The following is a 13,510-nucleotide window of genomic DNA, read 5'->3' as shown; positions in this document are numbered from 1 at the left end:
GGTCCGCCCACCGGGCGGCTCGCATCACTACAACTGAAACCGGAAGGATGCCGTCCGCGCCACACGTTGGCGGCAAATCGGCGTTCATAGGGAGGCGGGAGCGCCAATGAAGAAGTACCTTACCTGGGCACTCGGGGCCTTTGTTGTGTTCTACCTGCTGACTTCTCCGTCCGGCGCGGCTCGCGTGGTGCACAACGCACTCGGCAGCCTCTCCGACGCGGGCCACTCTTTGTCGAGGTTCGTGAACGCACTGTGATCCCCGGCGCGGCTCAGGCCGCGCCACCTCAACGCTTCAACGGCGGTTCTCCGCTGTCGTCCCACCGTGGTCTCCCGCCACGGAGCACCGGTTTCTCGTATCCCCCTTCCCCGAAGGCGGTGCTCGGCGCTCCAGAACGACGTTCTAGAGTGTTCCGCAGCGACCGACCTAAGAGGTGAGCATGGGACCGCTGAACGGTGTCCGCGTCATCGAGATCGCGAGTCTCGCACCCGCGCCCTTCGCGTGCATGGTGCTGTCCGACCTCGGTGCCGACGTCATCCGCGTCGACCGCCCGGCCGGTGTCGGCGGTGAGGCGCCGACGGACCCGCTCGGCCGCGGCCGCCGCTCCATCGGCCTCAACCTCAAGGACCCCGCCGGAGTCGACGTACTCCTGCGCCTGGTCGACGACGCGGACGTCATCGTCGAAGGCTTCCGCCCGGGCGTGACCGAGCGCCTCGGCTTCGGCCCGGACGTCTGCCTCGCCCGCAACCCCGGCCTCGTCTACGGCCGGATGACGGGCTGGGGCCAGGAGGGCCCGATGTCCGGAATGGCCGGCCACGACATCAACTACATCGCCGTCGCGGGCGCGCTGGACCCGATCGGCCGCGCCGGCGAGCGGCCGCTGCCGCCCCTCAACCTCGTCGGCGACTTCGGCGGCGGCGGCATGCTGCTCGCCGTCGGCATCCTCGCCGCGCTGTACGAGCGGTCGCGCTCGGGCCGGGGACAGGTCGTCGACGCGGCCATGGTCGACGGGGCCGCCCTGCTGACGTCGTTCATTCACGGCATGCGGGGCCAGGGCCTGTGGTCGGACGCCCGCGGCACCAACCTGCTCGACAGCGGCGCGCCGTTCTACGACACGTACGAGACGGCCGACGGGCTGTACATGAGCGTGGGAGCCCTCGAACCGCAGTTCTACGCCGCGCTGCTGCACGGCCTGGGACTGGCGGACGAGGACCTGCCGGGCCAGCTGGAGACGGACCGCTGGCCGGAACTGCGCGCGCGGTTCACCGAGGTGTTCAAGACCCGTACCCGGGCGGAGTGGACGGAGATCTTCGACGGCACCGACGCGTGCGTCGCACCGGTGATGAACCTGGGCGAGGCCCCGGGCCATCCGCATGTGACGGCGCGCCAGGGGTTCGTGGAGGTCGGCGGCCTGACGCAGCCCGCCCCGGCCCCGCGCTTCAGCCGCACCGCCGCCGAGGAGCCGGCACCGCCCGTACGCGCGGGCGAACACACCGACGCGACGCTGACCGAACTCGGCCTGTCGCCGGAGGAGATCGCCGACCTGCGCGACCGGGGCGCCGTCGCCTGATCCGGCCGCCCGGTTCTCCGAGGGGCGGTCTCCAGCAAATGCGGGATCCGGGATCGGGTCGGGTGCGTCATCCTGGCCCGCATGAGGCCTATCCGCGTCCTCATCGTCGACGACCAGGCTCTGTTCGCCGAGGCGCTCGCAGCGCGGCTCGGAGCCGAACGTGACCTTGAGGTGCTGCCCGTCGCCCATGACATCCGGCGTGCCACCGCGCTCATCGCGACTGAGGCGCCCCAGGTCGTCGTGCTCGACCTCGTGCTCGGCGAGGAGAGCGGGCTCGACGCGCTCGACCTGATCCGGCGGCGTCATCCCGACGTCCGGGTGGTCGTGCTCAGCGGCATCACCGACCTCGACCCGATGGTCACCGCGCTGCGGCGCGGGGCGGTGGGGTGGCTGCCCAAGACCGAGAGCGCCGACCTCGTCTCGCAGGTGATCCGGGGGGCGGCCGGGCGTGGCGGCTGGATCCCGCCGACGGTCCTCGGCGAGGTGCTGCGGCGGCTGTTCGCCGACGGCGCGCCGGACGCCGACGACCTCGCCGAGCTCACACCGCGCGAACGCGAGGTGCTCCGCTGCATGGTCGACGGGCTGAACCGGCCGGAGATCGCCGACCGGCTCGGGCTGTCGGCCAACACCGTCCGCACCCACACCCAGAACCTTCTCGGCAAGCTCGACGCGCACTCCGCGCTCGAAGCGATCACGGTGGCGATGCGTGCGGGCATGCGCCCGTCGAATCCCGGTGATGATCCCCCGATGTGAAACGGCGTCCACCATATGGCGTAGGTCCTCATCGTCCTGATGCGCGTTCAGGCGCCGGAGCGGCGGCCGTACTCTCGGCGCAGGCGAGAGGGGTGTTCGTGAGAATCGGACGGGTCTGAGCTTGCGCAGGCGACGGTGCCGTGGCGGTGACGGCGTCCGCACTGTGATCGTCGGTGCGGGCGGCGCCGGCCGTACGGTGGCCAGGGCGCTGCTGGAGAGGGACGGCGGCCTGACTCCGGTCGGGTTCCTCGACGACGGGCCGGTGGGCGACACGGTCGGCGGCCTGCCGGTGCTCGGCGGCACCGCGGACATCGCCGGCGCCACCTGGCCGGTCCGCGCGCACCTGGTCATCGTGGCGATCCCCTCGCTGCCGCCCGTACGCGTCGCGCGGCTCATCGACGACGTCTGCGCGGCCGGCCTCGACGTGCGCTACCTCCCGCCCGGCGCGGGCCCGCGCGAGACGCCGCTCAGTCTGCTCGGGCGGCGGGAGCTGCTCGTGGCGAGCACGCGGGCGCGGCGGTTCGTCTCGGGACGCCGCGTGCTGGTCACCGGCGCGTGCGGCACGGTCGGCGCACGGCTGTGCCGGCGGCTCCGTACGCTCCACCCGGCCGCGCTCGTCCAGCTCGACCACGACGCGGACGGCCTGGCCAGGCTCGCCGCCGAGAGCGAGACCGGCCGCTCCGCGGTGGTGGACATCAGGGACGCGTCACGCGTCGACGCGCTGTTCGAGGACGTACGGCCCGAGCTGGTGCTGCACGCGGCGGGGTTCAACCACGACCCGCGCCCGCTCGAACGCCGCCCGTCCGCGGCGGTGCGCACGAACGTCCTCGGCACGCGCAACCTCGTCCGCGCCGCCCTGCGTCATGACGTCGAACGCTTCGTCCTCGTCTCCACCGACCAGGCCGCCGAGCCGGTCTCCGTACTCGGCGCGACCCGCCGGCTGTCGGAACTGGTGCTGCACGCGGAGGCGGGCGGCTCGACCTGTTTCGCGGCGGTACGCGCCGGCGGGGTGCTGGGCTCGAGCGACTCTCCGCTGAGCACGGTCGCCGGCCGGCTCGCCGCGGGCCAGCCGGTCACCGTGGCCCATCCCGACGCCACCCGGCACCTCATGTCCGCGCGCGAGGCCGCCGAACTCGTGCTGGAGGCGACGGTGATGGCCGAGGACGCCGAGACGTTCGCCCTCGACACGGGTCCGCCGTCGTCGGTGCTGGCGGTGGTGGGCGCGCTCGTCGACGGGCTGCGCGTGCCGGACGCGACGATCCGGTTCACCGGGCTGGGGCCCGGCGAGCGCCTGCGCGCCCGGTCGTTCGCCGACTCGGAGGAGCGGGTGCGGACCGCCCATCCGCTGATCTGCGCGACCCGCGCCACCCCGCCGGCCCAGGGCCGGAGCGAACCGCTGACCGCCCTGCTCGACGCGGCCGCGCGCGACGCCGACGACGAGGTACGGATGCTGATGCGGCGAATCCTGCCGGAGTACCGGCCGTACGAGGAACGCCCATGAGCGAGCGAAGCAGACGACCCGCGTGCCTGGTCTCTCTTCCGACCAAGGAGGGCCCATGAGCGAGCGGAGCGAGCGAATCAGACGACCCGCGCCCCTGGTCTCTCTTCCGACCAAGGAGGGCCCATGAGCGAGCGGAGCGAGCGAATCAGACGACCCGCGCCCCTGGTCTCTCTTCCGACGGAGGAGGGCTCATGACTGAGCGCGGCGGGGGAACGGGCGCGCCGCTGCGTGTCGCCCTGGTGCTCGACCGGTTCGAGGGCGGGCCGGCGCGGGCGGCGGTGACGGCGGCTCTCGCGCTCGACCCGGACGCGTACACGCACACCGTGATCACCGGCGAGCGCGGGGGGCTCGAGGCGTGGGCCGAACGCTCGGGGGTGGAGGTCGTGCGCGCGCCAGGGCGGTACGCGCTGGCCGAGGTCATCGGGGCGGGCGCGTACGACGTCGTGCACACGCACGAGGGAACGGCCGGGCGGCTCGCGGCCGCGCGGGCCGGCGTCCCGCGCGTCGTGCACACCTGGTACTTCCCGCCCGCGCCGACGCTCGCGGAGCGGCGGGCCGCGCGGCACACCGGCATGTTCCTCGCGGTGGGGACGCGAACGGCGTCCCGCGCGCTCCGGCTGGGCCTGGCGTCTCCGGAGCGGCTACGCGCGATCTGGCCCGCCGTCGCCCTGCCGGACCGCGCCGGCACGCGTACGCGGGCGCGGCAGCTGCTGGGGCTGCCGCTCGGCGCGCAGGTGGTCGGGGGCATCGGCCCGGCGCACGGAGCGCGGCGTCCGGACGTGTTCGCCCGCGCGATCGCGCGGCTGCCCGGAGGCGTCTACGGAGTGTGGGCCGACGGCGACGGCGGGCCGGCCGCGCGCCTGCCGGGGCGGGTCGGCCGCGGGTTCACCGAGCGGCTCGGCGGTGAACGCCTGATCTGGCTGGGCCGGCGCGACGACATCGCCGACCTGCTGCCCGGTTTCGACGTGCTCGCGATGACCGGCCGGCACGAGGGCGTGCCGTACGCCGCGGTGGAGGCGGCCGCGGCCGGCGTGCCCCTCGTGGGCACGGTGGCGCCGAGCGGGCCGGACATCATCCGGGCCGGCGAGACGGGCCTGCTCACCGCGCCCGGCAACCCGGCGCAACTCGCCGGCGCGATCGGCTACCTGCTGGACAACCCGGCCGAGGCACGCCGAATGAGCCGCGCGGCCCTGAAACGGGTGGCCGACCGGTGCGATCCGCGGTCACTTTCTGTGACGTTGGACCTGGTTTATCGCGGATCCTCCCCCGCCGTTTGAGGCAAGGAGACGCATCGGATCGACGCGTAGTTTACCCTCAGTGACGACATGACCACCTCCGGCCAGCAACCCTGTCTTTACCGCCGGCTGCCTGGACACCGGCGTCTTACCGAGTGACGGTCGACAAGGTTGGTACATGTTTTCCCAAGACGGGGGTCTGCCATGATCGATGGACAATCGCGTTCCTCACCGTCCGCGACCACTCCGCGGCTCGGCTGCCGTGCGGTCGTGACGGCCGGTGACGCTCTGGCCCTGCCGGCCCCACCGGCCGACGACCCGGTTCTCCGGCGGCGCAGGATCCGTCATGACATCCGCCATGAGCTGGGCACCATCATCATGCTGGCCTCCGCGGTCTCCGTCGCCGACGACGTCGGGCCGGCCAGCCGCGACCGCGTGGAGGCGCTGCTCGGCGAGACTCGCTGGCTCGACCACCTGCTCCGCCGCCTCGACGAGGACGACGACGGTCCCCCGGCCGACCCGCCGCGTCCGGAACGGGTCCGCGTGGACGAGCTCGTCGGCGAGATCGTCGCGGGGGTGCGTCTCGCCGCGATCCGCCAGGTGGGATACGTCGCGAGCCCGGCGTGGGCGCACATCGACCCGCTCGCGCTGTGGCGCGCCGTGCGCAACATCCTGGACAACGCGTGCCGCATCGCCGCCGAGCGCGTCGACGTGAGCGTTGTGAGCGAGGACGGCTGGACCGTCGTCCAGGTCGACGACGACGGGCCGGGCTTCGGCGGCGGTGCCGGGGGGCTCGCCTCGCTGGGGCTGGGCATCGTGCACGACCTGGTCACCGGCTACGGCGGCGGGCTGGAGGTCCGCCGGTGCGAGCTCGGGGGCGCGCGCGTACGGATCCTGCTGCCGTCGGCGACCGGCCCATGAAGGTCGTGGTCTGCGACGACCACGCGGTGTTCGCGGACTCGCTCGCCCTCGTGTTAGCCGAGGCCGGGCACGACGTGGTCGGCGTGGTCTACTCCCCGGACGAGGCGCTGCGCCTGCTGTCGTCGGCACCGGCCGACGTATGCCTGATCGATCTGCAGTTTCCCGGCGGCTCGGCGCTCGACCGCCTGCCCGAGCTCCTGCGCACCGCGCCCGCGACGCGGTTCGTCGTCCTGTCGGGATCGATGGACGCCGAGCTGCTCGACGCCGCGCTCGCGGGGGGCGTGTGCGGCTTCGCGCACAAGGGTCAGCAGGCCGACGAGATCGTCGCGATGCTGGACCGCGTCCACGCCGGTGAGGTGGTGGTCGACTCGGCCGCCGGCACGCGCATGCCGCTGCGCCCGCGAAGCGAGGCGCAGCGGCTCGCGCACTACCTGACCCCGCGTGAACGCGAGGTGCTGACCCGGCTCGTCCGCGGCGAGAGCACCGCGTCCCTGGCGCGCACCATGAAGATCACTCGAAGTACCGCCCGCAGCCACGTGCAGAGCGTGCTGACCAAACTGGGCGTGCACTCCCAGCGTGAGGCGGTGATCGCCGCCGCCCGCTATGGCCTCGTCAGCGTCAACACCGGGGAATGGCTGCTGGGCTGACGGCCCTTTTGCCTACCTTTTCGGCATTGAAAGTGATGCCTGGTCGCTCATGCACATTCGTGCGCGGTGCGAGGGATGTACGATCAGTAAAGCTCATCGGCGGCAGCTGGTCTAATCCCTGACCTGGACCCTGCCTCCACGACCGAGCACGCGGACGGGAGACGTGGTTGAGCGCGCACCTGGTCCCTCCTCCGCCGAAGGAGGACTCATGAGCGAACGCAGTGAGCGGACCGGCGACGCCGTGGTTCTTCCTCCGGAGGAGTCGTGAGCCGTTACGAGCGGTGGAACGGCCTGCTGTCGCTGCTCGCGAGCCGCGGCCGGCTCAGCGTCGAGGAGGCGGCCGACGAGCTGAGCGTCTCCGCCGCGACGATCCGCCGCGACTTCGACCAGCTCGCCCAGCAGCAGATGCTGACCCGTACCCGCGGCGGCGCCGTGGCCCACACCGTCACCTACGACCTCCCGCTGCGCTACAAGAGCGCCCGCCGCGCGTCGGAGAAGCAGCGCATCGCGGCGGTCGCCGCCGACCTGGTCGAGCCCGGCGCGGTCGTCGGCGTCAACGGCGGCACGACCACCACCGAGGTGGCCCGCGCCCTGGCCACCCGCCCGGACCTGCCCGCCGACGGCGGCTCCCCCGCGGTGACCGTCGTGACGAACGCCCTCAACATCGCCGGCGAACTCGTGGTACGCCCGCACATCAAGATCGTGCTGACCGGCGGCGTGGCGCTGCCGCAGTCGTACGAGCTGGTCGGCCCGCTCGCGAACGGCGTGTTCGACCAGGTGACGCTGGACATGGCGTTCCTGGGCGTCAGCGGCCTGGACATCGAGCGCGGGGCGACCTGCGCGAATGAGGACGAGGCAAGCATCAACCGGCAGATGGCGGTCCGCGCCGAGCGCGTGGTCGTCGTCGCGGACGGGTCCAAGCTGGGCGAGCGCGCGTTCGCCAAGATCTGCGGCATCGGCGAGGTCGACATGCTCGTCACCGACGAACAGGCGGACACCCGCCCGTATGAGGAGGCCGGCATCAAGGTCGTCCGCGCCTGAGGCCGTGCGCGGCCCTCCGGCGCGGCCGGAGGTCAACCGCGTTCGCCCGCGCTACGGGAGATCGTCGCCGGCGGGTGAGCCGTGCGGTTTCCAGCGGATCGGCAGGCGCTTGATGCCGTTCTGGAAGTTCGAGCGCAGGCGCATCGGCTCGCCGGCCGGCTCGATGTCGTGCAGGCGGTCGAGGACGGCGGTGAACATCGCGCGCATCTGCAGCCGCGCCAGGTGCGCGCCGAGGCAGAAGTGCGGGCCGTGCCCGAAGGTCAGGTGGTCGCCGCCGGCCCGCGCGACGTCGAATCGGGACGGCCGGTCGAAGACCTCCTCGTCGCGGTTGGCCGAGGAGAACCAGACGACCACCTTCTCGCCCTTGCGCACCGGGACGTTGCCGACGACGGTGTCGGCCGTCGCCGTGCGCCGGAAGTTCATCACCGGCGTCCACCAGCGGAGCATCTCCTCGACGGCGGTGTCGAGGAGGGAGCGGTCGGCGCGCAGCCGGGCGAGCTCGGCCGGGTTCTTCAGCAGCGCGAACATCCCGCCGGGCAGGCCGTTGCGCACCGTCTCGTTGCCGGCCACCGCGAACAGCCAGAAGAGGTTCTCGAACTCCTCGACCGCGACGGCGCCGTCCTCGTCGTCGACGTGGTGCATCAGCGCGGTCATGACGTCGTCGCCGGGACGCCGCCGCTTGTACTCGCCGAGCTCGTGGGCGTAGGCGTACAGGTCGGGCATGCCGGCGCGCGAGCGCGGGTTCACCGGGCCGGAGGGGCGTAGCGCGATCGCCCGGCGGGCCATGTCGGTGGCCTGGGAGGGGTCGAACGCGGAGCTGATGGAGTACTCCGCGTCCTGGTAGCCGATGACGCGGTTGGACCAGTCGAACAGCAGCCACCGGTCGGACTCGGGAATGCCGAACACGTCGGCCAGCGTGAGCAGCGGCAGGTCGGCGGCGATCTCCTTGGCGAAGTCCGCCTCACCCTTCTCGGCCACCGCGTCGACCAGGGCGCGCGCCCGCCGCTCGATGCCCGCGGCCAGCCGCGCCACCGCGCGCGGCGTGAACGCCTTGGTCAGCAGCCGCCGCAGCCGCGAGTGCTCCGGCGGGTCCATGTTGAGCATCATGCGGCGCACGTAGTCGAGGTCCTCGGCGTCGCGGATCTGCGTGGCGCCAAGGTGTGAGGAGAACAGCCGTGGGTCGCGCAGCACGTGGCGTACGTCCGCATGCCGCAGCACCGCCCAGAACCCCGGTCCGGCCGGCCAGTCGTCGACGGGCCGCTCCTCGACCCAGACGACGGGGGTCGACCGCCGCAGCCGGGTGAGCGCGTCGTGGGGCACGGAGCGTACGTAGGTGTCCGGGTTGTAGATCAGCTCCGTGTCGGAGATCGGACGGCTGACTCGCCGTTGAGTCATCTTTTTCCTCCCGCGTCTAAGGACCGTAACCCGTATCCGGCGCTCGGACCAAGGCCGGTTCAGGACGCAGGGGAAGAGGAACGGAATGCGCCGCCGTCGCCGGGGGTTGCCGCAGGTATGAGCCTCACTTTGCCTGGAGCACCCCTGTCGGGGCGACCGGCGGGCGTGTTCAACGGAGACGTGAACGCCCCACGGCATCTGCTGTACTTCGAGCCGGTGCACAAGCGGATCCGGGCCGAGTTCGGCGGGGAGACGATCGTCGACACCACCGGCGCCCGCCTGCTGTTCGAGACCAGGAACCTGCCCGTCTACTACGTCCCCGAGGGCGACGTACGGACCGACCTGCTGACGCGCACCGACCACTCGTCGCACTGCCCGGTGAAGGGCGACGCCGCCTACTGGACGGTGTCGGCCGGCGGGCGTACCGCCGAGAACGCCGTCTGGGGCTACCCGGACCCGATCGCACCCTGGCTCAAGGGTTACGTCGCGTTCTACTGGGACTCGATGGACGCCTGGTACGAGGAGGACGAACAGGTCTTCGGGCATCCGCACGACCCGTACCACCGCATCGACGTCCTCCGGAGCTCCCGCCGTGTGAAGGTGAGCCTTAACGGCGAGGTGCTGGCGGAGTCCTCCCGCCCGGTCATGCTGTTCGAGACGGGGCTGCCGGTCCGCTACTACCTCCCGCGCGAGGACGTACGGCTCGACCTCCTGGAGCCGTCACAGACCACGAGCCACTGCGCCTACAAGGGCGAGGCGACCTACTGGAGCCACGGCGGCGAGGACGTCGCCTGGACGTACGAGCGGCCGCTCCGCGAGGCCGAGCCGATCCGTGACCTGGTCTGCTTCTGGAACGAGCGGACCGACATCGAGGTCGACGGCGAGCCGCAGGAGCGCCCGGAGTCGCCCTGGTCGTGAGCGGTGGCCCGCGGGGAGGCCGCGAGGCCTCCCCGGGCGTTCTCTCCTCGCGTCAGACGCCCTCGTGCACCAGATGCCGGCTCATCCACTGCAGGGCGCTGGGCAGGACGCGGCGCCAGGTGCGGGGGTTGTGGCCCCCGCCCGGCACGAGGATCTTGTCCGTCATCAGCGGCTCCCGCGCGGCCTGCAGGAACTTGCGCGCCTCGCCGTAGTCGCGCTCGCCGTCCGGGCTGGTGGTGACCAGGACCGAGATCGGCGGAGGCGGCAGGTGCTGGAGCCGCCAGATGAGGCTGTTGTCGTTCTTGACCTGCTTGTTTCCGGCGTACAGGTCGCCGGTCTGCCAGTCCTGGCGCGGGTAGAAGTAGCCCGCCATCGACACCGCCGCGGTGAACCGGTCCGAGGCCTTCATCGCGAGCTTGACCGCGCAGTACCCGCCGGTCGAGTCGCCCATCGCGCCCCAGGCGTGCGGGTTGGCCGCCACCCGGTACGTCGACATCAGGGCCTCGGCGACGTCCTGGGTGTAGAAGGAGAGGACCTGTGGGCCGCCCGGCACGTCGGTGCACTCGGTGTCCTTGGGCATGACCGAGGTCGGCGAGGGCCGCATCATCACGATGATCATCGGCTGGACCAGCCCGGCGTTCATCTCCTCGGCCGCGGTGGCGGGCACCTTCAGGCGCGTCACCAACTGTTGCGGCAGGCCCGGAAATCCGGTGAAGTCGTACATCACCGGGAAATGGCGCTTCTCAAATTGCTTCTGGAAGTACTGCGGCGGAAGGAAAACGTACGCGTCGGTGGTCAGGCCGGTGCGCGGGCCCTGAATCTGCACCTGCTCGATCTGACCGTCGTGCGCCGGGTCGGACTTCTTCTTGGCGAAGGTGGTGGCCTGGCGGGCGAGCGGCTGACCCGTGCCCATCGGCTTGACGGCGACGATGCTGTTGTTGGCCTGGACGCGTACCGGCTGGTGGTTCGTCCCCAGCAGGTCCGACCAGGACGCGTAGAACAGGAAGTAGTTGTTCACCGCGACCAGCAGCACCATCAACAGCGTGAACTGAGCACCGGCGAACAGCCCGAGACGGGAGAGCAGCATGCGCGGTCCCGGCCCGGCGAACCTCGGCCACCACCAGATCGTGACCGCACCCAGACCGACGGCCACCAGAATCAAAAAGGCGAGGAGGACCCCGCTCGTCAGTCCCACCGATGTCCTCTCAGGATCCGGCTCGTTCCCGACGGGGAACGCACCAGGGCTCAGGAAGGGGAAGGGGCGCACGCACACCCCGGCCGGATTACGGTATCCGCCAAACCGACCGTTCCCGTCCACTCAACGCGCCCGAGTCGCCGTGAAGACCGCACACTCCTCCCGAAAATGGCGACACGTGTCCGGCCCACAGTGTTGTGGATGGCCGGCAAACGACTGGTAAATACCAGGTCAGTGGGCGGCTACTCCCGGCGGCGTAGTCGCGATGTCCACCGGCGCACGATGTTTTGACGCCCACCGGCCTCCTAAAGTTCACATGTGACCGGCGAACGTGGGACCCGATGGCGCCCTGGCGACCTTCCGGTCTTCGTCGTGCCGATCTTCGTCGGCTTCCTCCAGCTGGTGGGGTCGTCGGGCGCCGACGTCCACATGCCGTACCCCCACATGCTGCTCGACGTCCTGGCGTACGCGCTGCTGGCCACCGGGCCCTTCGCCCTCCTTTTCCGTCGCCGTTACCCCACGGTCGCACTCTCCGTGGTGATGACGGCCACCGTGCTGTACCTCCTGCGCGGATACGTCTTCGGCCCGGTCTTCCTCAGCCCGGTCGTCGCGATCGTCGCGACCGTGGGCGCGGGGCGCCGCGTGGCCGCCTGGGCGATCCCGGGCGGCGCGCTCACCGTGCTCGGGGTGGTGAGCCGGTTCACGCCGTTCGGCCCGTTCCGGCTCGCGTACTGGTCGTTCGGCCACACTCTGGTGGTCTTCACCTGGCTGGTGGTGCTGCTGACCGGGGCGGAGATCCTCCGGGTCCGCCGCGAGCGCGCCGACGAGGTCCGCCGCACGCGCGCCGAGGAGGAACGCCGGCAGGCCAGCGAGGAACGGCTGCGCATCGCACGCGAGCTGCACGACGTGCTCGCGCACAACATCTCGATGATCAACGTCCAGGCCGGGGTGGCGCTGCACCTCATGGACGAACGCCCCGAGCAGGCCCGTACGGCGCTCAGCGCGATCAAGGAGGCCAGTAAGGAGGCCCTCACCGAGGTGCGGTCGGTGCTCGGCGTGCTCCGCCAGGTGGACGAGAGCGCGCCCCGCTCGCCCGCCGCCGGCCTGGCGCGGCTGGACGACCTGCTCGCCCGGGCACGCGTCGCCGGCATCACCGTGCACACCGAGACCAGCGGCGAGCCGCGTCCGCTCCCCGCCGGCGTCGACCTGGCCGCGTTCCGGATCATCCAAGAGGCGCTGACGAACGTCACCCGGCACGCCGGCCCCGGCGTGACGGCGACCGTACGCCTGCGGTACGGCGACGAGGGTCTGTTCGTCGAGGTCCTCGACGACGGACGCGGCGCGCCCGGCGACCTGCCCCGCGGCGGCAACGGCATCCCGGGCATGCGCGAACGCGTCGCCGCGCTCGGCGGTGAGATCTCCACCGGTCCCCGTACGGACGCCGGCGGCTTCCACGTACGGGCCCGGCTGCCGGTCCCGCACCCCGCCGGAAGCCCGGAACCGCGGTCATGATGGCAGGCGAGGTCCAGATGAGAAGAGGACACGGTTGATCCGCGTACTGCTGGCCGACGACCAGGCACTCGTCCGCGCGGGTTTCCGCGCGCTGCTCGACGCTCAACCGGACATCGAGGTGGTCGGCGAGGCCGGCGACGGCGAGGAGGCCGTACGCCTCGCGCGGCGGGAGCGCCCCGACATCGTCCTGATGGACATCCGCATGCCCGTGCTCGACGGGCTGGCGGCCGCCCGGCGGATCATCGCCGACGAGCGGCTCTCCGACACGAAGATCATCATCTTGACGACGTTCGAGCTGGACGAGTACGTCTTCGAGGCCCTGCGGGGCGGGGCCAGCGGATTCCTCGTCAAGGACACCGAGCCGGCCGAACTCGTCCGCGGCGTACGCGAGGTCGCCGCCGGCGACGCGCTGCTGTCGCCGGGAGTGACCCGCCGGCTGATCGCGGAGTTCGCGGCCAAGGCGAAGAAGCCGCACGCCGCCACCACCGCGCTGGCCGGGCTGACCGAGCGGGAACGCGAGGTCATGGCCCTGGCCGCCGAGGGCCTGTCGAACGAGGAGATCGCAAGCCGCCTGGTCGTCAGCCCGGCCACCGCCAAGACCCACGTGAGCCGTGCCATGATCAAACTCCACGCCCGCGACCGCGCCCAGCTCGTCGTCATCGCCTACGAGACCGGCCTCGTGAAACCCGGCTGGCTGGGCTAGTAGTGCTTTGTTAGGTGGTTAAGGCGAGGGGCTGTCGGCAGGTGGGGCAGTGGCCTGTCCAGGTGGCGAGTAGTGCCTGTAGCTCGCGGAGGACTTTGTAGAGGGTCAGGCCGCCCCGGTC

General features: G+C 71.8%; 13 protein-coding genes. 11 read left to right on the top strand and 2 right to left on the bottom strand.

Going from position 1 to position 13,510, the window contains the following annotated elements; all coding sequences use genetic code 11:
* The first annotated feature begins 106 nt into the window (after positions 1-106).
* The 8 genes from QSK37_RS26695 (at position 107) to QSK37_RS26660 (ending at position 7,666) form a co-directional block, all read left to right on the top strand.
* The gene (locus tag QSK37_RS26695; RefSeq protein WP_285582895.1) at positions 107-256 is read left to right on the top strand and encodes a hypothetical protein; all 150 of its coding nucleotides are present in this window, start codon (positions 107-109) and stop codon (positions 254-256) included.
* 181 nt (positions 257-437) lie between these two features.
* Positions 438-1,568 carry a CaiB/BaiF CoA transferase family protein gene (locus tag QSK37_RS26690; protein ID WP_285626224.1) on the top strand — a complete coding sequence of 377 codons (1,131 nt, stop codon included), beginning with the start codon at positions 438-440 and terminating at the stop codon, positions 1,566-1,568.
* A gap of 81 nt (positions 1,569-1,649) precedes the next feature.
* Positions 1,650-2,321: a response regulator gene (locus QSK37_RS26685; protein WP_285626221.1), complete on the top strand. Its 672-nt coding sequence runs from the start codon at positions 1,650-1,652 to the stop codon at positions 2,319-2,321.
* Between the two features lie 163 nt (positions 2,322-2,484).
* On the top strand, positions 2,485-3,822 hold the full coding sequence (locus QSK37_RS26680) for a polysaccharide biosynthesis protein (RefSeq protein ID WP_285626219.1): 1,338 nt from the start codon (positions 2,485-2,487) through the stop codon (positions 3,820-3,822).
* 191 nt (positions 3,823-4,013) lie between these two features.
* Positions 4,014-5,099 carry a glycosyltransferase family 4 protein gene (locus tag QSK37_RS26675; RefSeq protein ID WP_285626216.1) on the top strand — a complete coding sequence of 362 codons (1,086 nt, stop codon included), beginning with the start codon at positions 4,014-4,016 and terminating at the stop codon, positions 5,097-5,099.
* A 162-nt stretch (positions 5,100-5,261) separates the two neighbouring features.
* Positions 5,262-5,978: an ATP-binding protein gene (locus tag QSK37_RS26670; protein WP_285626214.1), complete on the top strand. Its 717-nt coding sequence runs from the start codon at positions 5,262-5,264 to the stop codon at positions 5,976-5,978.
* A complete protein-coding gene (locus QSK37_RS26665) occupies positions 5,975-6,625 on the top strand; it encodes a response regulator (RefSeq protein ID WP_285626212.1) in 651 nt (216 codons plus the stop codon). The genes QSK37_RS26670 and QSK37_RS26665 overlap by 4 nt, the downstream gene beginning before the upstream one ends.
* Positions 6,626-6,889: 264 nt before the next feature.
* Positions 6,890-7,666, top strand: coding sequence for a DeoR/GlpR family DNA-binding transcription regulator (locus QSK37_RS26660; RefSeq protein ID WP_285626210.1), 777 nt, complete (start codon positions 6,890-6,892; stop codon positions 7,664-7,666).
* 51 nt (positions 7,667-7,717) lie between these two features.
* Here the strand turns inward: QSK37_RS26660 and QSK37_RS26655 are convergent, their stop codons facing one another.
* Positions 7,718-9,061, bottom strand: a complete 1,344-nt coding sequence (locus tag QSK37_RS26655; protein WP_285626208.1) for a cytochrome P450 — start codon at positions 9,059-9,061, stop codon at positions 7,718-7,720.
* 180 nt (positions 9,062-9,241) lie between these two features.
* On the opposite strand from QSK37_RS26655, the gene QSK37_RS26650 reads away from it, so the two are divergent.
* Complete coding sequence (locus QSK37_RS26650) at positions 9,242-9,979, top strand: DUF427 domain-containing protein (RefSeq protein ID WP_285626206.1); 738 nt, start codon at positions 9,242-9,244, stop codon at positions 9,977-9,979.
* A gap of 52 nt (positions 9,980-10,031) precedes the next feature.
* Here the strand turns inward: QSK37_RS26650 and QSK37_RS26645 are convergent, their stop codons facing one another.
* Positions 10,032-11,174 carry an alpha/beta hydrolase gene (locus QSK37_RS26645; RefSeq protein WP_285626204.1) on the bottom strand — a complete coding sequence of 381 codons (1,143 nt, stop codon included), beginning with the start codon at positions 11,172-11,174 and terminating at the stop codon, positions 10,032-10,034.
* 318 nt (positions 11,175-11,492) lie between these two features.
* Here QSK37_RS26645 and QSK37_RS26640 point away from each other — a divergent pair, with 318 nt between their 5' ends.
* Entirely contained in the window at positions 11,493-12,686 is a 1,194-nt protein-coding gene (locus tag QSK37_RS26640) for a sensor histidine kinase (RefSeq protein ID WP_285626201.1), read from the top strand.
* 34 nt (positions 12,687-12,720) lie between these two features.
* On the top strand, positions 12,721-13,389 hold the full coding sequence (locus QSK37_RS26635) for a response regulator transcription factor (protein ID WP_285582913.1): 669 nt from the start codon (positions 12,721-12,723) through the stop codon (positions 13,387-13,389).
* Positions 13,390-13,510: the final 121 nt, after the last annotated feature.

The sequence above is a fragment of the Actinoallomurus iriomotensis genome, from assembly GCF_030269445.1.
Classification (GTDB): domain Bacteria; phylum Actinomycetota; class Actinomycetes; order Streptosporangiales; family Streptosporangiaceae; genus Actinoallomurus; species Actinoallomurus iriomotensis.
This window is presented reverse-complemented; position numbering and strand designations above follow the sequence as displayed.